Genomic DNA, 26,444 nt, shown 5'->3' on the forward strand with positions numbered 1-26,444 from the left:
CAATAACTTAGACAATTTAATATTAAACAATAAGATGATGCAAGATAATTTAGATGGGCGTTTACTACCACACGAATCCTGGAAGTATATACTAAGGGTGATGGAGGATGAAACCATTATTTTTAAGACGCAATTGGCCGATATTCTGTCTAATGATTTTGATAGAAGACATCTGGGGCACCTGGAAGTTTTTCAGCACAGATTTCTGAAGATAGATGAACAGATAGGATTGTTGAGGCATGAAGTAAGAGAGCTGCTGGAGGCAATGCAAYATGATAGCAGGACGGCGATCTATCCGGCGCGTGTTACGGCACTGCAGGAGATGCTGGCAGCCAAAATTGATACTTTACAGGATAGTTTTGAGACCCTGGCGATGGACTTTAAAAGATATCTGCATACATATTTTCCCGCCGTCTAGTATATCATATTAGCCAGTTTCTTTTCATCAAGAATAACTACTACACCTTCTTTTATATCTATGAGTTTCTCATCACGAAAGTCACTTAAGGTACGAATAAGGGATTCTGTGGCGGTTCCGGCAATATTGGCGAGGTTTTCCCTGCTGATTTTTACGATGAATGGTGGTTCGTTCTTAGGGTTGTATTTTTTATGGAGATTTAATAATGCTTCCGCTACTTTTTTCCTGAGGGAATTGTACGCAAGCCCCAGCAACTGTTGTTCTCTGGAAGCCACATTTTTAGCCAGCATCCGGATAAACTGGAGCGCAACTTCATAATTGTTATGAAGCAATTCCTCAAAGTCTTTTAATGGGATCACTGCAATTTCAGTATCTTCCATTGCAACGGCGGAGTCTTTATAAACAGATCCTTCCAGTAAGGCTGTATATCCTAAAAAGTCCCCATCGCTATAAAGCTCTGTTACCAGTTCTTTTCCCAGGTCATTGCTTTTACAGGTTTTTACTTTTCCTTTCTGAACAAAAAATAACCTGGAAGGATGATTGCCCTCTGTATAAATGGCTTGCTTTTTTTTGTATTTATCAATATTCCTTCCTTCCGCCAGTGCCTTAAGAGAATCTTTCCCGGTGGCTTCATACATGAGTTTATTTAAGCCTTGCAGGTTGGGTGGGAACTGCTGGTTTTTAATGGCTGCTTTTCTTAGCCTGCTGGCTATGGCGTCCCATAGTTCGGTTCCGGTGAAGGGCTTTGTTATGTAATCATCTGCTCCCATGCCCATTCCTTTTCTGAAATCCGCCCTTTCTGTTTTTGCTGTCAGAAAAATGAATGGTGTGTCTTTTACGGCTTCATGCTGTTGCATGAGCTGTAAAACGCCGAAGCCGTCCAGTACCGGCATCATAATATCGCAGATCACCAGGTCGGGCTGATGCTGTAATATCATTTCCACACCCGTTTTCCCATTATCAGCAGTAAGTACGTTGTAGCCGGCAATGGATAAAATATCCACTGTGTTTTCGCGCAGTTGTTCATTGTCTTCAATCAACAGTATTCTTTTCATATTGCTATAGGACGTTTTCTTTGTCAATAGGGAAAACAATAGTAAAGGTAGTGCCTTTGTTTAATTCACTGGTGCATAAAATATTGCCATTCATCATCTCACTATATCTGTGAACAATATGAAGGCCCAGGCCCGTCCCCTGAATGTTACTGACATTRCCGCCCCGGTAGAATCGTTCAAACAGGTGTTCCTGATCTTCCTCCGACATGCCAATACCGTTATCTTTCACCAGTAGTGTGAATTCATCTTCTTTTTTTTGGGTTTCAATTTCTATAAGGCTGCCGGATTTTGAAAATTTGATGGCATTACCCAGCAAATTCATGACGATATGCTTTATCAGCGAAGGATCCAATACCAGGTTTTTCCCACCAGTATGTTTGTATTTAATGATCTGATTGTCTTTTACAATACCCTGCATTTCCTGGATAATCGTATTGAAATGTTCTTCAATTTCAAATTCAGCGCTTCGTACCTGTATCTTTCCTTCTTCAATTTTTCCAACTGAAAGGAAGTCATTTAAGGTATCCGTTAACAGGCTGACATTATTGACAATTCGTTGTAAGTGTTTATTACGGATGGGCTGATCCTGATCGGTATCGTAGTGTTTTACAAGAAATGCAGAGGAAAGAATAGTGCTCAGCGGTGTACGGAATTCATGGGAAGCCATGGAAACAAAGCGGGATTTCAGATCCCCCAGTTCTTTTTCTTTACCTAGTGCGATGGTAAGTTCTTCTTTAGACGCTTCCAGTTCTTCTAATGCCTTGCGCAACTGCATGGTGCGGTCTTCCACCATTTCTTCCAGTTCATTGTAAAGCTTTTCTACCCGTTCTTCTGCTTTTTTTCTTTCTGTAATATTGCTGATATAGGCAATGACAAAATTACCTTCTTCATTGGAGTAATGACTAAGACTGATTTCTACCGGAAATTCCGTTCCATCTTTGCGAACAGCATAAAGATCAAGGCCGATGCCCATTGGCCTGCTCTGTGGATCCRCATTATATCTTTCCCTGTGTCCAATGTGGCGCTGGTGGACACGCTGAGGAATTAAAATTTCGACTTTCTTTCCCAATAGCATTTCCCGCTTATAACCAAACTGCTGCAGGGCAAAATCATTGATAAGAACAATCTCTCCCTGTTTGTTCGCAACAAGAATTCCAATACTTGCATAATCGAATAATGCCCCAAAACGCTCCAATTCTTTATTGAGCTGCTGTTTATGACGCCGGTCAGATAAGATATCTGTGATCCTGCAAAAGCAATAATCTTTGTCATTATGCTTAAGGAAAAGTTCTTCATATATCCCCGTAAAGGTTTCTCCTTTTACGTTTTTGTACGCCCGTTCCTTCACCGTCAAATCCCCCGGGGTGTTATCTCCTGTTGTATTAATGACGCCTATTTTATTTTGCTCCATGATGAGCTCCAGCGATGGATAATCGGCTGTTCCCAACATTTTAATGCCAGTATCATTAATATAAATCAACTTACCATTTTCCAGTTCTCTTACAGCTACCAGACCCGGAATGCGTTCCAGGATAGCCGCAAAAATGCTCAATTGAAAGTTTATATCCAGATCGCCAATAGATAAGCTCATAATGTCAGTCAGTAATATTATATAATAGTAATAAATTTTTTTATTCTCCTAAAAGTGCAAAGCGGCGAAATTCCTTTTTGCGTTTTACATGGTATTGGGCCACGGCATATTTTTGCAGATGTTCCATGGCCTCTTCAATGGAATCCGTTAGTAGTATGTATTGCAGATCAGTAGGGGCTATCATATAACTTTGAATCATTTTGTGAAACATGGGCATCAGTGGTTCCCAATAACCGCGGTTCATCAGGACCAATGGAAAGTTAAGGATTTTATGGGTCTGTATCAAAGTAAGTGCCTCCGAGAATTCATCGAGGGTACCAATACCACCTGGTAGGATCACGAATCCATATGAGTATTTGAACATCAGTACTTTACGCACGAAGAAATACTTGCAGTTGAATTGCAGGTCAAGGTACTTATTTGCGATTTGTTCTCTTGGTAAGCTGATGTTACATCCAACAGATTTACCACCGGCCTCTTTTGCGCCCCGGTTAGCTGCTTCCATAATACCCGGGCCGCCCCCTGTCATGACAGCAAAACCAAGTCTGGCAATACCCGCTCCTGTTTTTCGTCCCAACTCATAATAGTCTGATCCTGGTTGTACCCTTGCTGAGCCAAATACGGCTATGCACGGCCCTGCAAAATGTAAGATCCTGAATCCCCGGATAAATTCAACCAGTACTTTTAGCGAAAAGAGAAACTCCTTTGCCCTGGAGCGGGGACCTTCCAGAAAATATTTTTCTTCATGACCCGGCAGTTCCTTTACTGTATTGGACTTCTGTCGGTTTATATTTACTACTGACATAGTGAAGTATTGAGTACTCAATATCCAATTATCCTGACTCAGCACGCATGACCGCTGTCATATGACAGGCTGATTATGCTCATTTTCTTATCAAGTGAACTATGCTAAACTTGTATTAACTAAAACACTTTTTTATGCAGATATATATTAGCGAAGAAGCAGTGGTAAGGGATATACAGGAGAAGTTCCAAACCATGTACCCCTACCTGAGACTGGAGTTTTTCAGGAAACCACATACAAAAGGAACCTGTTCTCCCGAAGCCGAGAAAATATCATCTGATACGCCAATTGAAAAAATAAGAATGATACATAGCTTCGGATGGCTGGATATCAGTTATTACCGGACAGCTGCTGCGGTGGAGCATGATTTTAGCTACCTTTTCGGATTGAGCGTACAGATACTCCGCAAAGCAGGAAATTTGTGGCTGGAAACTACCATAACAGATAATTGGACATTGGAAGAGCTGAATAATGCAGGAAGACCAGTAAAACGCTCCAGGTTGCAGTTTCCGCAAAATTCGAATGATGATTGAAGTAGTTACCGGCAGATGGATTACCCTTTTTCAAATCTGCCGGATTTTTCATGGATACGAATTCTGTAAAGTACAGGCCGGATAATATTAATAGAAGTTTGTTGTATGCCCATTTCCTGTGTCATCTGTGATACACCGGCCGTTTCACTTACCTGCTGCCGGGACAGGCGGCCCACAAGGAATTTCATCGCATAGTATTTTTCCCTGGGATCCATCACTTCTTCATAATCTCCCCAAACGATAACACTGCGCCAATTGGTAGGGCTGATAATTTCATCTACCTGGAAACAGATGTGTGGGTGTTTTCTCATCATTTCTATCTTCATCCCTTCCTGGGAGTGTGCGGTAATGTAAGTATCGTTGAACGCATAGTTAACAGGTACAATGTATACTTTTTCTTTATCCGTACATCCGATACGACCCATAATATTGTTTGCCAGAACCTGGTCAATTTCGTCATTATTAAGTTTACCTAACATTAGCGTATATTAAGAAGATCAAAAAAATAAGTATCAATATCGGTACTGGATAAGTATTTCATAGAACACCAGGAGTAGTTGTTTTATAAGTAGTATTGAGATAGGAAATCCAATAATCAGCAGTATTATGCTGATCCCCCAGGAAATTATGGTAGTGCCGTATTCCCTGATAGCATATCTTCCGGGTGTATGAGATAACGTGTGTAACATAACAGTAAGTTGATGTAAATGAAACCAACAATCAATAATGTGTTATGAAAAGCGGACAAGCCAGTGTTTTAATCAACAAATCAGCGTGGCTATGTTTGAACAGCCGGGACACTATACTTCTGCCGTATGCTCCCATTACCACCAGCGTTTGTTGTTTTTTGAATAGATAATCAAATAATGCCTGTTCTGTATTTCCTTTCAGTGTAACAAAATCTGAACTTTCAAAATGCCTGCTCATCCATGTTGTAATACATTTTTTTTCGCTGGCCGGAATATCTTCTTCGCTGATCTGAACTGCCGTGGCTTTGGATTCTCCCAGTTCAGGCAGGAGGTAAGTCAGTTGCTTCATCGCAAAAATAGAAGATGGGCTGCCATCGTAACAGAAAACCACTTCGTTAACAGGCGTAAAAGAAGAAGGTGCTATTATTACAGGGCATTGTGCGGCGGCCAGAAGATGTTGTAGTAGCGCTGAGGGCGCCTCCTGTGTTTTTGAAATATAGGAAACCGCTGCATCTGCTATAATCAGGTCCGAAAATCTGCTTTCATTGATGAGGCTTTCAACGATATTATCCTCCAGGTATCTTATAGAGGCTCGTACTCCTTTGCTTTCACAAGTATATTCAAATAACCGCATATAGTCTTCTATTCTTTCTGCCTTCAGGTAGTGTTCTGGAAGGCCGCCGGCGGTAACACTTTCTACATAGGGCATGCCATATACCTGTTTTAATGCGGGTTCAGAAGTATAGTGTTCCTTCTCAAAGAAGAAGCCTGTCAGTCGTGAGCGGGTCATATTGGCCAGATAGCAGGCGAAATTGAGGGTGGTTTGCGTGGGTGCTGCACCACACACTACCAGTAATATCTTTTCCATCTTTTTTTGTTTAAAGATAGCCAGGCTGAAATCGTTTAAATATGACCATAGTCATAGCTGGATATGATTTTGGATACATTACGGGTTTTATGATTTCAATCAGCAAGTGGGGTGAGAACCATCATTTTTTTCAGATACCAGAGAAGGTAGCTTAGCATCAAAGTTATTCACTAAGCAAAAAGACCGACAGACAGTTTTATCAAGCCCGGTCAGCAGTGTTGAAAGGCGTTTATAAATTCAAAAATATTATTTATGGAAAAGGTATTATTTATATCAGATGCAGTTACCATGAGCAGGGAGTGTCTTGATTTTTCCTGTTACCTGGGTAACCTGACGCATTCAAAAGTGACAGGTATATTTCTTGAAAACCAGGAGTTGGAACTCAGGTCCAGTGAAGCTATCCAGGAGATAGCTGTTTGTGCGCCGGTTCCAGGTGTGTCACTTGATGTACAGAAACAGCTTTACAGGGATGAGAATATCTCTTTGTTTAAAAATATCTGTGAAGCAAATGGTGTTAACTGTGACATACATAAGAATTTGGGAATGCCAGTGGCAGAAGTACTGAAGGAAAGCAGGTATGCAGACCTGCTGGTAGTTGATGCCGCTACCAGCTTTTCGTGGCGACCGGAAAGCAGCCCTACTGCTTTTGTAAAAGAAATATTAGAAAAGTCGGAGTGCCCGGTTATTATCGCGCCATCAAACTTCGATGGAATTGATGAAGTAATCTTCACCTTTAATGGCAGCAGTTCGTCTATGTTTGCTATTAAGCAGTTTACCCATTTATTTCCTGCATTGAGGCATAGTAAGGTGACCGTATTGAGTGTTACAGAAACGGCCAGCCAGATGAAGGGGGATAGGGCAAGGCTGGAAGAGTGGTTAAGCGTACACTATGAAGATGCAAAGCTGATTGTGCTGGAAGATACCAATATAAGCGGACGACTGATGGAATACCTGCTTGTTAAAGAGAACGTATTTATTGTGATGGGGGCTTATGGACGAAGTTTGTTATCAAAAGTTGTATTTCAAAATCCGGCAGATCCAGTAGTAAAATTAGTTACTCAACCAATATTTATTTCACATCACTAACCAATGTTTTATGAAAAAGATTATAGCAGCCATTGATGCCTTACATTTTTCTGATAATCAGATGGAGGGCTTTAAATATTTTGCACGCGAGGCTGACAGTGCATTAACAGTTGTTTGTATGGATAATCTGACCACCGGTACTATTCCCGTGGCCAGTATGTTGCCGGAATCCTATGCGGTCACCTATGATCAGATCAGTGCCGAAGGCAGGGCTGCGCTTCAATGGCAGCGAAATAAAAATATCAGGCAGCTGCATCAGATCTGCGATAACGATCATATTGGTATTGAAATCAAAGAATCAGTTAATTATCCCGTGGAAGAAGTGGTGGCGGCCAGCCGTTTTGCAGATCTGTTAATGATCAGTAACAGCACGTCTTTTGCCGCCCTCTCAGACAGTCAGTCGCCACGGTTTGTAAAGGACGTCCTGGTGGAGGCAGAATCCCCCGTGATGGTATTGCCGGATGTACTTTCGCCGATTAAAGAAATAATATTTTCTTATAACGGTACCTATTCCTCCATTTATGCGATCCGGCAGTTTACACTGCTTTTCCCGGGTTTTAAAGATATGCCGGTAAAAGTAGTCTATGTAGCAGAAGACAACGAGAAGGTGATGCCGTTTGAATATCATCTGCGCAGCTATCTGAAAACGCATTATGACAGGGTAGAATTTGTTATTATGAATGGAGAGCCTGCAACGGCCTTCCTTGCGTTATTAATAAGACGAAACGATTGCATAATCACCTATGGTGCTTTTGGACGGAGTGATATATCCCGGTTTTTCCATCATAGTGATGCCGAAAATATATTGCGTACTACTAATATTCCTGTTTTTATCACGCACCCTTAAAGCATTTTTTTTATGAAAGGCATCATCATTTATAAAGGAAAATATGGGGCTACCCGTCAGTATGCCATTTGGTTAGGCAATATCCTCAATATACCGGCAATATTGGCTGGGAGCGAGATGGAGGAACAATTGAAAGCAGCTGATTATATAATTATGGGAACCAGTGTTTATATAGGGAAATTGCAGTTACGCAAATGGATAGAGAAGCACCGTAAGTTGCTGGTAAGTAAGGAGCTGTTTCTTTTCCTGGTAGCAGGCACACCTGTTTCAGAAAAGGAGAAGTTACAGGAATACATTACCGCTAATATTGCGGCTGAAATCAGAACCAGGTGTAATTGCTTTTTCCTTCCAGGCAAGCTGGAGTTCAATAAGCTTTCCCTTTCGGATAAGATTTTGCTGAGGATAGGCTCCAGTCTGGCGAAAGGCCGTGGTGAAAGTATTGTAACTACAGATTATAATGATGTGAAAAGAGAATTGCTTTTCGGAATCGTTGATATGCTGGGTAAACTAAATGAGGTATCTGTTAAATGAAAAGTTTCATTTTTATATTACTATCATTGCCGGGATTTTGTGCTGCCTTACCGCACAACCCACATAGCTGGCCGGTAACAGATTCCGCTACAGATATTTTTTATCAGAAAATGGACGGGCAACCTGTCTGGCTTACTGCAGCAGGCCGACATCAGCTGGATTTGCTGGCCCGCTATTTTTAGCAAGCTATCTGTATGGGGCTGGATGCAAAAGATTATGAGCCTGCGCTGGTACAGGCAGTGATAGATAATAGCTGGAAGATGCCGGCTACCGCAGATACGTTAACGACAGATATGCGAATAACCAGAGCCGCAATACAGTTTTTGTATGGACAGGAGCCTTAGCACTATATATTTTTGCCCCTGTAGACCTGCTGTTTTTTCAGCAATGGGAAGATGTGAAGTTGGTGGGGCATCCGCATAAAGCGATTATATCACCGGTCGGAACACCTGTCAGTGTTGAACGCGATAATGTTGACGTTACAGATACGACCAGGCATAATAAAGGGAGGAGATCATCCACAATTATACCCAGGTCCAAAATGGAAGAGGCGAAAAAATGATGAAAAAAGCGGATGTAAAACATCCGCTTTTCTATACGTTAATATTCCCATTGCCAGTTGCTTATTTCAGGCATATCTTCCCCATTCGCTTTTATATATTGTTTATGTTCCACCAGTTTGTCCTGCAACAACTGCTTCAGATAAACACCTCTGCTACCGGTTTGAGGTAAGCGATCTATCACATCCATTACCAGGTGGAAGCGGTCCATTTCATTCAGTACAGTCATGTCAAAGGCAGTAGTAACAGTGCCTTCTTCTTTGTATCCTCTTACATGGATATTACTATTATTGATTCTGCTGTAGGTTAACCGGTGAATGAGCCAGGGATAACCATGAAAGGCAAAGATGACAGGGCTGGAAGTAGTAAAAAGCGCATTAAAATCCTTGTCGCTTAATCCGTGTGGGTGTTCTGTTTGTCTTTCCAGCTTCAGGAGATCCACTACATTGATCACCCTGATCTTAACTTCCGGCAGATGTTTCCTCAGGAGAGATACGGCAGCAAGGGTTTCCAATGTTGGCACATCGCCACTACAGGCCATCACTACATCCGGTTCGCATTCCTGGTCGTTGCTCGCCCAGCCCCATATACTTAATCCCCGGCTGCAGTGCTGAATAGCCTCTTCCATATTGAGCCATTGAGGGGAGGGGTGTTTTCCTGCAATGATTACATTCACGTAATGCATACTGCGGAGGCAATGATCCATTACAGATAACAGGCAGTTTGAATCGGGCGGAAGGTATACCCTTACAATCTCAGCTTTCTTGTTAATAACATGATCAATAAAGCCAGGATCCTGATGTGTGAATCCATTGTGATCCTGTCGCCAAACGGTGGAAGTAAGCAGTATGTTTAATGATGGGATTTTTCTGCGCCACGGAATTTCGCGGGTCATTTTTAACCATTTCGCGTGTTGGTTAAACATGGAATCAACGATATGAATAAAGGCTTCATAGCAGTTGAATATTCCATGTCTGCCTGTCAGCAGATAGCCTTCCAGCCAGCCTTCACATTGGTGTTCACTCAGCATCTCCATCACTTTTCCGGTGGGAGCCAGGAACTCATCATTTTTTTCAGTGTCGGCATTCCATTGCCGGCTGGTGGTTTCAAACACTGCCTCCAGGCGATTGGATACCGTTTCATCGGGACCAAAGATCCTGAAGTTGTTGTTGTCTTTATTCAGATGAATGATATCCCGTAAGAAGCGCCCGCTAACATGAACATCTCCTTCGCCTAATTTTCCCCGTTCAGTGGGGTTAACTGCATAATTACAAAAATCAGGCATTCTGAGTGTTTTTGTGAGCAAGCCACCATTAGCATGAAGGTTAGCTCCCATCCGTTTTTCTCCTTTAGGAGCCAATGCTGCTATCTCTTTTTTCAGCTGTCCTTTTTCGTCAAAGAGTTCTTCGGGTTTATAGCTTTTCATCCAGGCTTCCAGCATGGGAAGATGATCTGCTGGGCTATTGGCAGAAACAGCCAGCGGTATCTGATGAGAACGGAAATTACCTTCTATCTTATATCCATCTACTATTTTAGGTCCGGTCCAGCCTTTGGGAGATCTCAGGATGATCATAGGCCATCGCGGACGATCTGTTTTTATATGATCTGCTGCATCCTGTTTTATATGGCTGATCTGGGTGATGGCCCTATCCAATGCCGCCGCCATGGCCTGATGCATGTCTGCAGGATCTGAACCTTCTACAAAAATAGGTGTCCAGCCATAACCTGAAAACAGCTGTTCTAATTCGGCATGCGAAATTCTGGCTAATACCGTTGGGTTGGAAATCTTATATCCGTTCAGATGCAGAATCGGCAATACAACTCCGTCTGTAACAGGATGCAGGAATTTATTGGAATGCCAGGCAGTAGCCAACGGACCTGTTTCGGCTTCTCCATCTCCCACAACACAGGCTACAATAAGAGATGGGTTATCTAAAACAGCGCCAAATGAATGACTGAGAGAGTAACCCAATTCACCTCCTTCATGAATGGAGCCGGGTGTTTGCGGGGAAGCATGGCTGGAAATACCATCGGGATAGGAAAACTGTGTAAATAGTTTTCTTAGTCCGTCTTCGTCCTGTGTAACAGCCGGATATACTTCGCTGTAAGTGCCTTCCAGGTAAGTCCCGGCTACTACAGCGGGTCCTCCATGCCCGGGGCCGGATACATAGAGCATATTAAGGTCATATTTGCTGATGACCCTGTTGAGATGCGTATAAATGAAATTTTGACCCGGGGTGGTTCCCCAGTGACCTAATTGCATTTTTTTTATGTGCGCCAGCTGTAATGGTTCGCGCAGCAGTGGATTATCCCGGAGGTAGAGTTGACCAACTGATATATAATTAGCGGCACGCCAATAGGCGTCTATCTTATCCAGCAAAGCCGGGGATAAAGGCGCTTCTTTACTGATGACTGTTTCTGTTAGGTTATTCATTATGATAAATTTTTTCTGATAATGATATTATTCAAAGGCTGATCATGCCATTCACTATTTGTGCCAACATCCATTCTTCGTCAGTCGGTATTACTCTTACAGCCACTTTCCCGTTATCAGCAGAAATAAGACTGCTATTCATCTGATTATGCTCATTGTCCAGTTCGATGCCCAGGAACTTTAAATGCTCACATACACGTTGTCTGATAATTGGCGCGTTCTCTCCGATACCGCCGGAGAATACCAGTGTATCAATTCCTCCCAGCGCAGCAGAATAAGCACCAATCTTTTTCCTGACTTCATAACAGAATACGCTGATGGCCTCACAGGCCCTGAAATCGGAGCTTTCCTGTATAAGTAAGTCTGTCATATCACCACTCGTTTCTGACATTCCCAGTAGTCCGGATTCATGATTAATRAGATGATTAAACTGGTCGGCAGAGAGATGCTCAGATTTCATAATATACCATGCCACGCCGGGATCAATATCGCCACTTCTGCTGCTCATGGGAATACCGGCTGCCGGTGTAAAGGACATACTGGTATCCATACTTTGTCCCTGGTGCACAGCAGCCAGACTGGCGCCATTTCCGAGATGAGCCAGTACCACGCGGCCATTGGCACTCTCTTTTCCGGCTATTTTTTCCAATGCCAGCATAAGATACTGATAGGATAAGCCATGGAAGCCATACCTGACGATTCCCTGGTTTTCAAATCTTCTGGGTATCGGTAGCAATCTGGCTACACGAGGCATTGTCTGGTGAAAGGCAGTATCGAAACAGGCAATGTGAATTTTATTCGGGTAATGTTGCCGGAAAACTTCCATCAGATTGATTTCACTGGGAAGATGATCGGGGTCGTAAGGAATGATCTGTTTTAAGGATGCGAGCAAAGCTTCCGTGATAACAGCAGGTGCAGTATGTTGCATACCATGAACAACTCTGTGAGCAATGGCGGTTATCTCATTAAAATCTATATGATTTTCCAGCCATTTTACCAGGTAATGAATGGAAGAAGAATAGTTAGTGACAGCATCCAGCGGAATGGCCGCTGCTACCTTATTGTTCGCTTCCAGCGTTTTAAGGCTGGTGCCAGTTTTGCCAATATTATCAATCTGCCCGGAAAGAACTTTTTCCGGCTGATCAGTTTGTTTAAAAATGGCAAATTTGATGCTGGACGAACCACCATTAATGATTAACAGCATAACAAGGTATTAAAGTGTAGTAAGCAGTTCCAAAGTTCTTGCTTTAGTTGTCGTATTACTATGACAGCCGTCATGTAAATCTTTGATAGTAGTCATTATTGCCACTTTATAGCAGGAGGGATGGGCGCTTTGCCTGTTGAAACAAGCGAGCAAGGTACTTGTATATGGTTGTTTGGGGCAACAAAAATTCATGCAAATGGCAATAGTGCTAAATGCTTTATTAATAAGCACATAGCGCTGTTGCGCTTATACTCTTTTTTTAATAACAAAGCTATCAGCAGGATACTTTTCCTTCATCATGCTGCGTATTCCTTCGCACCAGTCGCTGAAAAGTTTCTTTTCAGACGCCGTTAACCTGGCATTGGAGTGAATAATGGTATAAGATGATAATGGCATTTCTCCCTCATTTACCATCTCGGTACTTTCGCCCAGTTTTTTATACTGCCGGGAAATCCGGTTGTTCGTAAATTCATCGAAATTAAGATGACGTTTTCCATCTGCCACATGTTTGTTCATCCACCAGGCTACCGGCTGAATTTCTGCATACCAGGGATAGACGGTGTTATTGCTATGACAGTCATTACAGGCTCTTTTTAAAATATCCTTTACTTCAGCGGGAGTGTTGTAAGCAGTGGTGATGTCATAAGGCTGTGCTGAAGCAGATATATTTCTTGCAGGGCGATAAAACTGTATCAACACAGCTATCAGTAATAGTATCCATAGGAGGATCTTCTTTTTTTTCATATGAATTCAGTCTTGAATAACTACTTAAATTTTAATGCCAGGGTTACGATGTTACTGTTTAAGCCTGTGGAACGCATATAGTGTCCATATCTCAGCTCTAACCTCAAAAAACCTGTCTTGCATTAAACAATGATAGCACAATTTTGCAGGATAGAATCCCTTATTCCAACTGTTAACGTATCCTGCAAAACTGTTAATGAGTGTTAATAATCTTTTGGCTGGTGTCGGGCATCACTTACATTTGCGGTATGGACACTATTATCAGGCGAATCTGGTGGATTGTAATACCCACTGCTCTGGCAGTACTGGCATTTCAGCTATACTGGTTGCGAACTTCCTATTTCAGTCAGGATAAGAGTTTTCGGCAGGTAGCAACAGATGCCCTGCAGAAAGCCCATGATGTGACAATGGTGGAATCCGTGAAACGGTTTGACCCGGGAAGTAAAAGTGACAGCACCGGGAAATTTGAGGTGAGGAGCAGTGTAAAGATCAGCGATGGAGATAGAAACTTTTTTGATTCACTGTTGCATAGAAGCAAAAACCAGCCAGGTATTAAGATCGTCTCGAAGCTTCCCAATGAGAGTAAATATAACAGCAGCGATACCATTATTGAAAGAGAAATAAGGGCGGAAGGAAGTGGCCTGGATGTGACGAAACTGATTGCCAATGTATTTTCATTGTCTAACCTGGTGGAAATAGATACAGTACTGCTGGCCGTTAATTATAAAAAGGAACTGAAGAAGAGACAGATTACGCTGCCATTCAGGATCTCCCTGTCACCACCCAATAGCCAATGGGAGAACACTCCCGGTATTGTAACATTACCTGTTGTCAGGCAGAATAAGTCGGAGATGCTCCTGGTGCGATTTGAAGGTATCAACAGCCTGTTACTGTTTAAAATTCTCTGGCCAATTATACTTTCTTTTTTCCTGGTATTGCTGATCATTGGCTGTATCTGGTTATTGTGGCGCATTATTGTCAGGCAGAAGAAGCTGGAGGTGATGAAAAATGATTTTATCAGCAATATTACCCACGAGCTGAAAACACCGGTTGCCATTTTGAGCGCCACCAACGAGGCCTTACTTGCTTTCGGTGGCATGAATGATCCGGAAAAAACCGAACGCTATCTCCGCCTCGGACAAGATGAAATCCGCAAATTGCAGGGGCTTGTCGACAATATTATGGCATTGACAAGACTTGAACATGACGATGACGATATGGCCGGCGCCGGGGAAACGGTATCCCTCACAGCGCTGCTGAAAGCAGTTGTATCACGGTTTTTAGGTTTACCGGGCGTGGATATTGAGCTGGATATTCAAACCGGGAATGACCTGTTGCACACCTATCCGGTCGCACTGAAAACAATTTTTTCCAACCTGATCGACAATGCTATCAAGTATACTGTCACACCAGAAAAACGTATATCCATACAGGTGAGAGAGAACGAACAATATTATCTCTTCTTTATAGCAGATGAAGGAGTAGGAATTGAAAAACAACACCTGCCTTATATCTTCGATAAATTCTATCGTGTATCTCACGGAGATATTCATGAGGTAAAAGGACACGGGCTGGGGCTCAGTCATGCGAAACGCCTGATAGAACGTCTGAATGGCGCGATCAGCGCAGAGAGCACGCCGGGAAAAGGAACTGTATTTACCATACAAATGAAAAAATTATGAGCCAGCCGATACGTTTGTTATTGGTAGAAGATGAAGAAGTACTGGCCGGTGTGTTGGCAGAAACGCTGGAAATGAAAGGATTTGAAGTAGTCAAAGCCTTTAACGGCGTACAGGGGCTGGAGCTATATCGTAGCTTCAGACCGGATGTATGCGTAATAGATGTAATGATGCCGAAGAAAGATGGGATTACACTGGTACAGGAAATCAGGACAACAGACAATAAAACGCCACTTGTATTCCTTACTGCCAAAGGAGAAATACAGGACGTGCTGAAAGGCTTCCGTGCAGGGGCTGATGACTACATCAAAAAACCATTCAGCATGGAGGAGCTGATACTCCGCATACATGCCCTGCTGAAAAGAACGATGACGATGCCGGAACAAGCACCCGCCACTGGTCAGCTCCGCCTCGGTGAATATGTGTTTGATTATAACCGGCAGGAGCTTCACCATGGAAGCGATGTTCAGCGCTTATCTCAGCGGGAGGCCGATATGTTGAAAATGCTGGCTGATAATCTCGGTAACATCACCTCCCGGAAAGATATACTGCTGGAGTTATGGGGAGATGACAGTTTCTTTAATGCCCGCAACATGGACGTATATATTACCCGGCTACGGAAGTACCTGCGCCTGGATAATAATATCCAGATCATCAATGTGCGTGCGCGTGGATTTAAGCTCATCACATAAGCGAAAAGTTTTAACACTCATTAAGACTATATACATACCCGTTAACCCATTCAGAAAAAGCATCACTATAGCTTTGCAACAGATTAATGCAAATGACTATGATAAGGATGCTACCCATCATTTTATTTTTATGTTTCCTGCTACCGGGCGTTGTCGCGGCACAGGAATCATTTCAAACATCCGTTCATGATGCTGTCAATGGGAAGCCGCTGCCGGGAGCAATCCTGACTCTCCGTACTGCGGGAGATACCACCGTGATCCGTTCCGGCACCACTGATCAGCATGGCAAAGTTTCTTTCGTCCATATCCGGCCAGGTAAATATGATCTGCTCATACACAGTTTAGGTTACCAGGATCAGAAACGCCGTATAAGCGTACCCGGTATATGGCCCGATAGTATTTCGCTCACACCGGGGTTGACACTTAAAGAAGTAACGATTACAGAAGATATCCCACCGGTGCGTATGAAAGGTGATACGGTAGAATATAATGCGGCGAAATTCAAAACCAAAGAGAATGCGGTGGTAGAAGACCTGCTGCGTAAGTTACCCGGTGTGAAAGTGGAGCGTGATGGCTCCATCAAAGCACAGGGAGAGGAAGTACAGCGTATCCTCGTTGATGGTAAAGAGTTTTTTGGAAGCGATCCCACCATTGCTACGCGCAATCTTCCTGCAGATATGATCGATAAGGTACAGGTGCTGGACAAACAGAGTGATATGGCCGAATTCACCGGCGTGGCAGACGGACAGCAGACGAAAACAATCAACCTGGTGACCAAAAAGAACAGGAAGCGTGGCTTCTTCGGCAATGCCAGCGCCGGCGCTGGCACCGATGGTCGATATGAAGGAGGTATCAATGCCAACAGCTTTGCAGGCGATATGCAGTTCTCCGGATTGCTCAAAGGCAATAACGTCAATAAGTCGGGCTTTAGCGCATCAGAGCTGCTGAAACTGGTGATGAAAGATAATGACATGCTGAAGAATCTTCCACCAGCCGCCTTATCAGAACTGGCGCGTATGAAAGGAGTAAAGATTGAGGGCAATGAAGGCGCTATCGCTGAAATAGCGCGCCCGGTCGGACTTACAGACACTAAGTTCGGCGGCCTCAACTTCAATAACGATTGGGATAATTTCAAGTTACGCAGCAGCTATTTCTTCAATAACAATAATACCCACAATAACTATGACTACGCGAGGCAGTATCGTTTGCAGGATACTTCCTACAATTATCTCCAGGCAGGTAATACTGCCGGTGATAATACCAATCAGCGTATAGATATGAGCGGGGATATTAAATTCAATGCACGCACCTCGCTGAAAATATCTCCTCATATAAGCCTCAACAGCAGCAGTAACCGGGAAGACCGTAATTACCACTCTTTCACCGCTGATGGTGTAAAGCTGCTGAATGAAGGCACGCAGCAAACCAACAGTAATAATAAGCAACAATTGGCCACCACCGATATATTCCTGCGTCATCGCCTGAATAAGCCGGGTCGTACACTAGTGCTGAATATAAAGCCGGAGTATTATCATAATAATGGTGAAACATACAACAAGGCTACCGGCAGTTTTTATAATCTGCCCGGAGGGCAAAAACAAGATGTCACAGATCAGCAACGAACAGATAAAGCAGATGTATACAGTGTGAACAGCAACATCGTATATACGGAACCGTTATCGCGTACCCTTAGCTTACAGGCCGGACAAATGCTCTATTACAGCCAGGGGAATTATAACAGGCTGGTGCGCAACCGTGATACAATAGGCCACTATACCGGACCTGATGCGCTGCTCAGTGATGTTTATGATGCCCATACCTGGCAGTATACGGGTAAACTATCGCTGGCAGGAAATCATAAACGCCTGTTATATACTGTTGGGGGAGGATGGCAGCAGTATAACATCCGCGGAAGCTCCGATATGAAAGGCTACCAGGTAAATGGCAACTACCGGGCACTGTTGCCGGAGGCTTATGCAGAATGGAAGCGTAGTAAAACATCGAAGTTCATCCTCCGGTACAATATGGAAGCAATCGCCCCGTCAGTGGGGGATCTTCAGCCATTGGAAGACAACAGCGATCCACTCTATATACGGCAGGGAAATCCATTGCTGCAACAGAAAAAGACCCAGCATCTGCGTCTTTCCTATAACTCTTTTAAACTGAAAGGGGATCATAGCTTTTACGCCAACGCTGATTTCACCTACTACAACAGGGACATAACAGATAGCAGCAGTATTGAAACAGGCAGCGGCAGACAGCGGATCATACCAGTGAATGTTGCTGGTAATTTTAACGGATCGCTCTCCGTGGGTAAAAGCATCGGTATTGGCCACAATGGCTCTTCCTTTACCGCAGGCATCACTACCGGGTATGCCCGCCGCATTACGTTTACAAATGATCTGCCCAACATTAACCGGACATTATCTATTACGCCGGATATGAACTTTAACTATTACCTGGGGGATCATATCAACATATCAGCGCGCGGCAGTGCTGCCTGGAATATGCGCCGGTTCTCGGGTACACCGCTGTTGCCGGAAAAAAACTGGCTGCTGATGTATGGTGTGGAGTCCATCGTAACGCTGCCGTGGAATACTTCACTGGAAGCCGGAACAGACGGTTTCAGTTCATTGGGGATGGCCTCCGGGTACAACAATACCATTCTATTGCTGAATGCGGCTGTAGTTAAAGGAATCGGTAAAGCATTCTCCCTGCGTGCAGAAGCCCGCGATTTGCTCAACCGTAATACCAGCATCAACCGCATTAACGGTAACGGATATATAGAAGACCGGAAGAATAATGCATTGGGAAGATATTTTCTGTTCAGTGCGGTATACAAATTCAGACATTTTCCAAAATCACAACATAAATAAAGTATATGAAAAAGATGATGTTACTGCTGGCTGTTGCCGGCATCACCAGTGCTACCTGCATGGCGCAGGATAAAAGTCAGGGTAAAATTGACTATGAAGTAACGCTGAACCTTCACGCAGCAATGAAACCCGATCAGCTACAGTATAAGGACATGGTGCCGGAGAAGGTAGTGAATAAAGAAGTCCTGTATTTTAACGGCAGCAAAACACGTTTATCCCGTAAAGATCCCGATGACATAACCTCTGATGAGGGCGCAAAAGTAAAGATCGTGACTAATGAAGGACAGGTAGCTGTTTACACTGATGGAACTACGGGTCAGTCCTGGTCGCTGATGGAAGAAGACGGCAAGAAGACACTGGTATTATCTGACAAAGGAAAAGGAGAGAAGAAGGGAAATAAACCGGGTACAAGGACAAAAGAAATACTCGGGTTTACTTGCAGGGAACTGATGATAAAAAGTAAGGATGATGAGCCGATGACATTGTGGATAACAGATTCACTCCCCGTCAGCGCAGGTCCGATGGGGATTTCAGCAGACAAGGGGCTTGTGCTGGGCGTAGACAGTAAAAAGGTCAGTATCATTGCCACTGCTATTAACTATTCCCCGGTTAGCATAAGTGACGTAAGCATACCAGCTGATGTTTCGGTAAAGAATGAAGGAAAATAGCCCAAGCTATTTCCATAAAAAAGGGAGCCTGCTTCGTGCAGGCTTTTTTGGCAGCTATTAATCCTTCTCTGTTATTAATGATTATTTAATATGCGCATAATTTTGATCATTTAATTTTGTTGCTGTCGAATTCGGTACAGTAATGCTCCCAGGAATAAAAGAATTATCAGATAAACACCTGCTAAAACAATGTGAGAAAGGCGATGATATTGCCTTTAACGAGTTGTTTCGCCGCTATTTTAATAAACTGTATCAATATACACTCCCCTTTACAAAGGATAGCCTGGTGGCAGAGGAACTGGTGATGGATGTGATGCTTAACCTATGGCTTAAAAAAGGGAATATTACGGTAGAGGACAGCCTGAACCCTTATCTTTTCCGTGCGATGAAAAATACGCTCATCAACTACTGGCGGAAAAAGATCATTCAGACTACCTCACTGAATATCTCCGAAGAGGTGGATGTTGCCGACTCCCGATCGGCGGATCATACTATCTTAACCAGTGAACTTGATAACTTGTATAGCCAGCATCTGGAGGCGCTCAGCCCCCAGCGTAAAAAAGTATTCGAGTTGAGTCGTCATGAAAACCTTACTTATCCGGAAATTGCCAGCCGGTTGAATCTCTCTGTCAGAACGGTTGAACACCACATGAGTGCCTCGCTGGTTTTCCTACGGAAAAAGCTGAAACCTCTTTCAGATTCGGCGATCATTATTATTATCCTGCTCTATTAATGTCTGTAAGCAATGCCGTCAGGCTCACAAATTTTTTTTAAGATGCATTAGGGGTACCGCTACTTTTTTGTGTTTTATAGAGTATAAGCACAAAAATGGAAAAGCCGGTAGATAAAATACTGATCAAAAAATTCATTCTTAATAACTGTACGCCGGAAGAGATAGCCCGTATCAGCAAATTCCTGGAGCAGCCAGGGGCTGACCGGATCTTTGAGGAGATCCTGAACGAGCAATGGGAGGACGGTAGCAGCGATGTACCGGTGGATGAAACGCAGATGAAGGATTGGGAAGATAAGTTTCGCCGGAAGGTGGCACAAATCAATCCGCCGTCTCAAAAAAGATTTAAACTTTCTACATATCTGAAGTATGCTGCCATGTTAGCTATTCTTATCATGGTGGCTGGTCTGGGCAGGCATCTTATGCGCAAAGGTAAAGGTGACCATCCTGCAGTTATGGCGATGCTTAATAGCAGCACTGCTGCAGGGAAATTGCTGAAGATCCAGTTATCTGATAGCACCATCGTATACTTAAATGCATCAAGTAGTCTGCAATACCCTGAAACATTTACAGGAGATGATAGAACAGTGATTCTCCGGGGGGAGGCTTTTTTTGAAGTAAAACGTGACGGCCGGCATCCCTTTTTTGTTAACACAGATAAGCTTCGGGTACAGGTACTGGGTACCTCTTTTAACATCAGGTCATACCACGATGATGAGGATATTGCCGTAACCGTTGCTACGGGAAAAGTAGGAGTGACTCTTCCTGATCTCCCCAATGCCCCTGCCAGCATTTTATTGCCAGGCAATGAGTTAACCTATACCCGGCATTCATCGGCCCTGAAAATAGCCACCGTAAATGCCGCTGATAGTAAGGCCTGGGAAAGAGGCACCTTTATATTCAACTACGAAACCCTGGCAAATATTACCAAACGCCTTTCCAGGTGGTACGATGTAAAGTTTGTATGTACCAACCACACATTGCTGCAAAAGCGTTTTAAGCTGAAGTTGAAGAACGAAAATCTCAAAAATGTAATGGACGCCCTCAGCACAGCCGGCGATGGATTTGAATATCAGTTCAAAGAAAAACAAGTCATAATTAAATAAGTCCGAAACCTAAAACAACCAGTATGATGACCAGGTAAGTAATTGCCATCAACAAAGGAAGAGAAGATCGAAAAGAAAAAGAAGCGGAGGGTTCGAGGCCTCCACTTCCATGTAGCTTTTCAGATCTATTGTCAATTCGTGTAACAAATACCTAAAAGCATGTACAATTCTACGAAAAAAAAGAATGTAATTAAACACCTATGTGCAATGACCAGGTTTGCCTTTAATGTACTCGTTATTATTTTAACGATGGCAGGTACAGGTTTCGCTGAAGTGGTAAAATCTCAGGACATAAATGATGTCAGGGTGTCCGTCACTTTTAAAGGTGCGGCCCTGGATCAGATCCTGGATGCCCTGGAACAGCAGTCCGGCTTTACTTTCGCCTATCCAAGGGAGATCGGAAAATTAGGCCCGGTCAGCATCAGCGTAAATAATGAAACGCTTGCAGCTACACTTCAAACGCTGGCATCCCATCATCGCCTGGTTTTTAAACCAGTGGGTAACCTGGTATCGGTTAGTCAGCAGCCCAAGCCTGGCCGGCTACAGGGAAGAATAGTTGATGAAAAGAATGAACCGCTGCCAGGAGCCACTATCAGGGTATTACAAACAGGCCAGGTAATGCCGGGTGGTGCGGATGGCGCTTACCAGTTTACCCTGCCGCCAGGTACTTACACGGTTGAAGTAAGTTATATTTCCTTCCGGACAAAGCGTATTACAGAGATCGTTGTTACCGGAGATCGTGCTACCAGGCTCGATGTGGTATTGACTCCATCTACCAGCACCCTGAGCCAGGTGGTGATTACCTCAAAATACAAAACGGAAAGTACCGCAGCGTTATATGTTCGCCAGAAGAATGAAGCAGGTATCACCAACGGTATGAGCCGCGAACAAATTGATGCTCTCCCGGATAAAAACATCGGGGAAACACTGAAGAGAATTTCAGGGATCTCTACAAATGACAACAAAACAGTGGTAGTGCGGGGAATTGCTGAACGTTATAACCTGGCCATGATGGATGGCGCCATACTCCCCAGTACAGATGTACAGGTACGTGACTTTGAATTTGATATTGTACCCAGTAACCTGATCGACAACGTAGTTGTTTCCAAAACCGCCACTCCTGATATGAGCTTTGGTTTCGGTGGAGGATTGGTACAGATCAACACCCTCGCTATTCCGGATAACAATTTCACTACGTTAAGTTTCGGTAGCAAATATATCGAAGGCAGCACCGGCAGGGATTTCCTCGGATATGGCCGCGGTAAGAACGACTATTTGGGTTTTGATGATGGCAGCAGGGAGCATTTCCCCAAAAAACTGATGATTTTTACGAATGACAACTACCAACCCACAGATCCCTATGCTACACCTGCGGCAGGTATAAAGCCCATCACACCGGCCATGATCGCCGAACAAAATAAAAAAATAGGGGGACTGGAGCGCATGGGGACGCGGACTTACAAAACGATGCCCGGCCAAAACTACCAGTTCAGCCTTGGCCGGAGTTATGACCTGAAAAATAGTCGTATCGGTTTTGTAGGTTCATTGAGCTACCGTAATGAACAATCCATTGATGATATCCCCTTCTTCGGGCGTGGTAACTGGGAGAAGCCAGGAAGGCCTGGTTACGATGTAGCCACCGGACAACCAGTGGAGCCGACTTTCGCTAACCAGTACAATTTTAATACAAGCTGGGGGGCCTTGTTCAACTTAGGATGGACCAGGAAAAATCATAAAATTACAGTAAGGAATTTTTATTCCCGGATGTTCAATAACCAATTTTCGCGCATAGTAGGTTTTGCTAATGACATCGGTTACGAAGGTTTGCCAGGTATCCGGGAATACGATCGCCCTAAATTTATTGACTTGCTGCAAAATCGCATCAATGGCGAGCATACTTTTGGTGCTTTTCGTTTAGACTGGAACGTATCCCGCAATAAGCTGACTAACCTGGAGAAAGATGCCATTGAGGCATGGCTGGCTCCCGTAAATACCCTTAATGGCAAGGTTTACAATGTAATGCCCAACGCGATTACGAACCCGGGAAGCGGCACTTTCAACCGGGGACAATACAAGTATGAAGAAACAAACAGCATAGCAGAAGGGGCATTAAGTTATCACTTCAAAGCGTTGGGACAAAAGCAGACGATAAAAGCCGGTTATCAATACATGGAGCGCCATGGCATTTACGACTGGACGATATTGCCAATTGGTACCGTACAGACCGCCGGCAATATATACGGTTATGTGCCGGTGCAGGAATGGCAGCAATTTATGGCGTTCAATGACCCTTTGAAAGATCTGTTATACTTTCCCGCCGCCTTCTCTCAAAATTCATATGAGGGAAGAAATATCAACCAGGGAACCTATGTTATGATGGATAATCGCTTCAACAGCTGGCTGCGTTTAGTATGGGGAATACGCGCGGAATATTATAAATATGAAAGATTGGAAAACTCGGCAAACGACTATCTGATCAGTAAACTGATAGAGCAGGAAGAGAAGAAGAAGTTTGTAGATCCGGCAACAGGAAAAATAGTAACGCCTTTTGCAGATCCGGCAACAGAAGAAAAAACCTGGCGTTATCTCCCCTCCGCCAACTTAACGGTAACACCCTTCAGTGATTTTAATATCCGGGCGGCTTATTCCCAATCGGTAGTAAGACCTGCATTAATTGAAAACTCGCGTATGATCCGTTATGATCCTGCCATCGGCGCTTACCGCCGTAATGAGGGCGTATTATCCACCACCATTGATCACTATGATTTGAGGGTAGAGTGGTATCCCAAACCGGGTGAAGTGATTTCCGTTAGTGCTTTCCACAAATATTTCGATAAACCGGTGGAATTGTATCGTTCTCAAATAGATGCCAGCCAGCGCATATACGTGACCACCCAGAATTCTGAATGGGCGAAGGTGAGCGGATTGGAATTTGATATGCGCAAAAGCCTCGGATTTATAAAACCCGACTGGAAATTGCTGAACAATATATTCGTGAGTAGCAACCTGACCCTACAGCGTTCGGAGGTACAGGCCAGTTCGTTCGTTGGAAAGGGTATGAGTGAAGATAAATACGGCAATACCTATGAATATCGCACGAAGACATTGCAGAAAGAAAAAAGACCATTATACGGTCAGGTGCCAGTACTCTATAATGCGGGGCTGCAATATAGCGGCAATCGTTTAGGGGTGAATATTGCGTTCAACCATATGGGGTACAAAACCTTCTCCACCGGTATGGCGCCGGATATCGTAGAGTACGAACGTCCGCGCAGCCAAATGGATGCTCAACTGAGCTACCAATTTTTAAAGAAGAAAAATTTAGCGGTGAAAATGAATATTTCCAACCTGCTCAATAATCCTTACAGGTTTTATATCAATAGCAGCGATACATATAAACTATTGGATAAATGGAAAGGGATGGATATTTCAGCGATCCCGGCAACCGAATGGAGTGAAATCTACGAATGGAAATATGGTTTTTCCCAGAAGTATGAAAACGGGTATTATGAAACATCGGAAGACGGAAAGACGAAAAGAAGGGTAGGGGATAAAGACACTTTTATCCGTAAAACAGGTACTTCTTTCAGCCTGTCAGCATCCTATTCTTTCTAAATCTTACAAAAAAAATGATACAAATGAAGATTTTATATACAATCTACGCCCTGGTGGCAGGCATGCTGGTACTGTCTTCCTGTAGTAAAAATGATGATTTCTATTATAAAGAAAATGTGGTCACTGTTAAACTAAAGGGCTATAATGGCAGCGATGAATACCTGGATGTAAAACTGGATACATTCAAGTTTGTGTATTATCCAAATTCATCCGTCAATGAAACCTTGCCCTATTCATTTATGGGCAACCAGGAAAGTGTGAAGCTGCGTATCACTGAACAGGGTACAGGAAAACTGGTGTTGGAAAAAATATTGAAAAGAAATGATGGCCTTGTCAAAATAGGCTTTTTATACCTGGACGAAAAAACAGCGGATCTGCCACAGGTACCTGCTATAGAAGAAGGAAAGATTAAGATAAGGTATATTTTCCGCCCAATCCAGACCAACTACAGTGAGCCGGTGGACATTGCATTGGTGAAGTATTATTTCACGCCAAAAGTGTCTGAGGAAATAGGGAGAATTAAAAATGTAAAGCCTAATGAGCTCAGTGAGCCTATATCTATTTCCACTTTTTCCACTTCCGGACAGCTATATAACGGGCAGAAAACACCGGTGCTTTTCAGAGCTTATATCTACAAAGCCGGTACTAATGAGTTTTATACAGATGGAACAGATTATAGCTGGAATACCATCTCGTCAGCTGTTCCGCTGCCATCGCCATCGACCACATCTGCCAGGGTGTATATCTTTAGTGAGGAAGCTTCAGATAATATTATGGGATTCACTAAAAACCTGGAATTGTAAAAGCAACAGATCATGATGTCAATAATAAATTATCGAAAATTACCAGTCCTGCTGATAGGCGTGTTGTTAGCATTTACCGCATGTAATAAAGAGGCGCTGGTCGCTGAAAAAGCCACACATATCATCATTGCCGGATACAATGGAAGTAGTGAGCAACTGGAGATTAGTATAGATACCACCAGATATGATGCCACCAGATTCAATGGAAATTATATCCTGAAGCCCGTGTCATTATTCGAATTTAGGGCGGTGTATACATACAGGCCGGGAGCTGTTCCGCCCGTATTGCGCATTAAAAATCCGGTGAATGACAGCGTTTGGTATAGCGATCCCTTACCTGTTTCAGGTACGAAAGCCTTTTTTAATTTCATTTACGTGGATGGAAAGATACAAGCGCTGCATCCACCCGAAGCAAATGAGACCACCAACAAGCTGGGATTTTACGTACAGCACACAGAAAGTGAAGCGCCTTTTGATATTTTTTTGTACAGGCTGGATGCCAACACCGGTATGGAATACCGCTACTATCTGGCAAAGAATGTACACCCGGGAGCCTGGACCTACATTGATTATTTGCCAGCGAAGGACTTTGACAATAAGAATGATCTGAGTAAATCGAGCCTTTATTTTACCAAAGCAGGTACCATCGATCAATGGGCTTTCCTGGATGACGAAGCGCAGAGCAAAATAGATGCACAAGGCTTGTTTTTCCCCGTGTCTGGTGAAAAAGGCATAGTACAGCCCTATTTTATCGTCCCCGGTGGCTGGAGACTGGGATATTCAAGGTTGTTTTTTTACCCGGACAGAGTCCAGTGAGCATAAAATTTCACCCACTCATTACCCTGCCCCAAAAGGTAGGGTAATGAGTGGGTGAATAGCTCAATATCCAGATAGATTCCCGTGTTATCGG

At 43.5% G+C, this 26,444-nt stretch carries 24 protein-coding genes; 16 read left to right on the forward strand and 8 right to left on the reverse strand.

Annotation, left to right across the window (positions count from 1 at the left end; all coding sequences use genetic code 11):
• Positions 1–34 precede the first annotated feature (34 nt).
• Positions 35–418 carry a hypothetical protein gene (locus tag AC1DP6_RS13750; RefSeq protein WP_477055348.1) on the forward strand — a complete coding sequence of 128 codons (384 nt, stop codon included), beginning with the start codon at positions 35–37 and terminating at the stop codon, positions 416–418.
• On the opposite strand, the gene AC1DP6_RS13755 is transcribed toward AC1DP6_RS13750, so the two are convergent.
• From AC1DP6_RS13755 to AC1DP6_RS13765, 3 genes are read right to left on the reverse strand one after another with little or no spacing between them, the layout of a single operon-like run.
• Entirely contained in the window at positions 415–1,473 is a 1,059-nt protein-coding gene (locus tag AC1DP6_RS13755; protein WP_477055349.1) for a response regulator, read from the reverse strand. The genes AC1DP6_RS13750 and AC1DP6_RS13755 overlap by 4 nt on opposite strands.
• A gap of 4 nt (positions 1,474–1,477) precedes the next feature.
• On the reverse strand, positions 1,478–3,064 hold the full coding sequence (locus tag AC1DP6_RS13760; protein ID WP_477055350.1) for a sensor histidine kinase: 1,587 nt from the start codon (positions 3,062–3,064) through the stop codon (positions 1,478–1,480).
• Between the two features lie 40 nt (positions 3,065–3,104).
• The gene (locus AC1DP6_RS13765; protein ID WP_477055351.1) at positions 3,105–3,869 is read right to left on the reverse strand and encodes an LOG family protein; all 765 of its coding nucleotides are present in this window, start codon (positions 3,867–3,869) and stop codon (positions 3,105–3,107) included.
• Between the two features lie 134 nt (positions 3,870–4,003).
• Between AC1DP6_RS13765 and AC1DP6_RS13770 the strand changes: the two genes are divergently transcribed.
• Positions 4,004–4,402 carry a hypothetical protein gene (locus AC1DP6_RS13770; RefSeq protein ID WP_477055352.1) on the forward strand — a complete coding sequence of 133 codons (399 nt, stop codon included), beginning with the start codon at positions 4,004–4,006 and terminating at the stop codon, positions 4,400–4,402.
• 20 nt (positions 4,403–4,422) lie between these two features.
• Here AC1DP6_RS13770 and AC1DP6_RS13775 read toward each other — a convergent pair whose 3' ends face one another.
• Positions 4,423–4,881, reverse strand: coding sequence for a pyridoxamine 5'-phosphate oxidase family protein (locus AC1DP6_RS13775; RefSeq protein WP_477055353.1), 459 nt, complete (start codon positions 4,879–4,881; stop codon positions 4,423–4,425).
• 241 nt (positions 4,882–5,122) lie between these two features.
• Positions 5,123–5,959, reverse strand: coding sequence for a hypothetical protein (locus AC1DP6_RS13780; protein WP_477055354.1), 837 nt, complete (start codon positions 5,957–5,959; stop codon positions 5,123–5,125).
• Between the two features lie 252 nt (positions 5,960–6,211).
• On the opposite strand from AC1DP6_RS13780, the gene AC1DP6_RS13785 reads away from it, so the two are divergent.
• The 5 genes from AC1DP6_RS13785 to AC1DP6_RS13805 are packed head-to-tail and all read left to right on the forward strand — an operon-like array spanning position 6,212 to position 8,767.
• Positions 6,212–7,045 (forward strand): hypothetical protein, encoded by an 834-nt coding sequence (locus AC1DP6_RS13785; RefSeq protein ID WP_477022263.1) that lies wholly within the window; start codon positions 6,212–6,214, stop codon positions 7,043–7,045.
• Between the two features lie 10 nt (positions 7,046–7,055).
• The gene (locus AC1DP6_RS13790) at positions 7,056–7,892 is read left to right on the forward strand and encodes a hypothetical protein (RefSeq protein ID WP_477022262.1); all 837 of its coding nucleotides are present in this window, start codon (positions 7,056–7,058) and stop codon (positions 7,890–7,892) included.
• A gap of 12 nt (positions 7,893–7,904) precedes the next feature.
• Positions 7,905–8,423 (forward strand): flavodoxin domain-containing protein, encoded by a 519-nt coding sequence (locus AC1DP6_RS13795; RefSeq protein ID WP_477055355.1) that lies wholly within the window; start codon positions 7,905–7,907, stop codon positions 8,421–8,423.
• Entirely contained in the window at positions 8,420–8,605 is a 186-nt protein-coding gene (locus AC1DP6_RS13800) for a hypothetical protein (RefSeq protein ID WP_477022260.1), read from the forward strand. Before AC1DP6_RS13795 ends, AC1DP6_RS13800 begins: the two co-directional genes overlap by 4 nt.
• Before the next feature lie 12 nt (positions 8,606–8,617).
• Positions 8,618–8,767, forward strand: a complete 150-nt coding sequence (locus AC1DP6_RS13805) for a hypothetical protein (protein WP_477022259.1) — start codon at positions 8,618–8,620, stop codon at positions 8,765–8,767.
• A gap of 256 nt (positions 8,768–9,023) precedes the next feature.
• Here AC1DP6_RS13805 and AC1DP6_RS13810 read toward each other — a convergent pair whose 3' ends face one another.
• The 3 genes from AC1DP6_RS13810 to AC1DP6_RS13820 all read right to left on the reverse strand — a co-directional run bounded on the left by AC1DP6_RS13810 (position 9,024) and on the right by AC1DP6_RS13820 (position 13,365).
• A complete protein-coding gene (locus tag AC1DP6_RS13810) occupies positions 9,024–11,417 on the reverse strand; it encodes a phosphoketolase family protein (protein WP_477055356.1) in 2,394 nt (797 codons plus the stop codon).
• 31 nt (positions 11,418–11,448) lie between these two features.
• The gene (locus AC1DP6_RS13815) at positions 11,449–12,621 is read right to left on the reverse strand and encodes an acetate/propionate family kinase (protein WP_477055357.1); all 1,173 of its coding nucleotides are present in this window, start codon (positions 12,619–12,621) and stop codon (positions 11,449–11,451) included.
• Between the two features lie 246 nt (positions 12,622–12,867).
• Positions 12,868–13,365 carry a heme-binding domain-containing protein gene (locus AC1DP6_RS13820; RefSeq protein ID WP_477022256.1) on the reverse strand — a complete coding sequence of 166 codons (498 nt, stop codon included), beginning with the start codon at positions 13,363–13,365 and terminating at the stop codon, positions 12,868–12,870.
• Between the two features lie 200 nt (positions 13,366–13,565).
• On the opposite strand from AC1DP6_RS13820, the gene AC1DP6_RS13825 reads away from it, so the two are divergent.
• From AC1DP6_RS13825 to AC1DP6_RS13865, 9 genes are all read left to right on the forward strand, one after another.
• A complete protein-coding gene (locus AC1DP6_RS13825; RefSeq protein WP_477055358.1) occupies positions 13,566–15,047 on the forward strand; it encodes a sensor histidine kinase in 1,482 nt (493 codons plus the stop codon).
• Positions 15,044–15,736: a response regulator transcription factor gene (locus tag AC1DP6_RS13830; protein ID WP_477022254.1), complete on the forward strand. Its 693-nt coding sequence runs from the start codon at positions 15,044–15,046 to the stop codon at positions 15,734–15,736. The genes AC1DP6_RS13825 and AC1DP6_RS13830 overlap by 4 nt, the downstream gene beginning before the upstream one ends.
• Before the next feature lie 98 nt (positions 15,737–15,834).
• The gene (locus tag AC1DP6_RS13835) at positions 15,835–18,612 is read left to right on the forward strand and encodes an outer membrane beta-barrel protein (RefSeq protein WP_477055359.1); all 2,778 of its coding nucleotides are present in this window, start codon (positions 15,835–15,837) and stop codon (positions 18,610–18,612) included.
• A 5-nt stretch (positions 18,613–18,617) separates the two neighbouring features.
• Positions 18,618–19,280 (forward strand): hypothetical protein, encoded by a 663-nt coding sequence (locus AC1DP6_RS13840; protein ID WP_477022252.1) that lies wholly within the window; start codon positions 18,618–18,620, stop codon positions 19,278–19,280.
• A gap of 142 nt (positions 19,281–19,422) precedes the next feature.
• On the forward strand, positions 19,423–20,013 hold the full coding sequence (locus AC1DP6_RS13845) for an RNA polymerase sigma-70 factor (protein ID WP_477022251.1): 591 nt from the start codon (positions 19,423–19,425) through the stop codon (positions 20,011–20,013).
• 95 nt (positions 20,014–20,108) lie between these two features.
• Positions 20,109–21,116 (forward strand): FecR family protein, encoded by a 1,008-nt coding sequence (locus AC1DP6_RS13850; RefSeq protein WP_477022250.1) that lies wholly within the window; start codon positions 20,109–20,111, stop codon positions 21,114–21,116.
• 207 nt (positions 21,117–21,323) lie between these two features.
• Complete coding sequence (locus tag AC1DP6_RS13855; protein ID WP_477055360.1) at positions 21,324–24,731, forward strand: TonB-dependent receptor; 3,408 nt, start codon at positions 21,324–21,326, stop codon at positions 24,729–24,731.
• A 23-nt stretch (positions 24,732–24,754) separates the two neighbouring features.
• Positions 24,755–25,534 (forward strand): hypothetical protein, encoded by a 780-nt coding sequence (locus AC1DP6_RS13860; protein WP_477022248.1) that lies wholly within the window; start codon positions 24,755–24,757, stop codon positions 25,532–25,534.
• Between the two features lie 12 nt (positions 25,535–25,546).
• The gene (locus AC1DP6_RS13865; RefSeq protein ID WP_477055361.1) at positions 25,547–26,350 is read left to right on the forward strand and encodes a hypothetical protein; all 804 of its coding nucleotides are present in this window, start codon (positions 25,547–25,549) and stop codon (positions 26,348–26,350) included.
• Positions 26,351–26,444 lie beyond the last annotated feature (94 nt).

The organism is Chitinophaga sp. 01L420, from assembly GCF_056399985.1.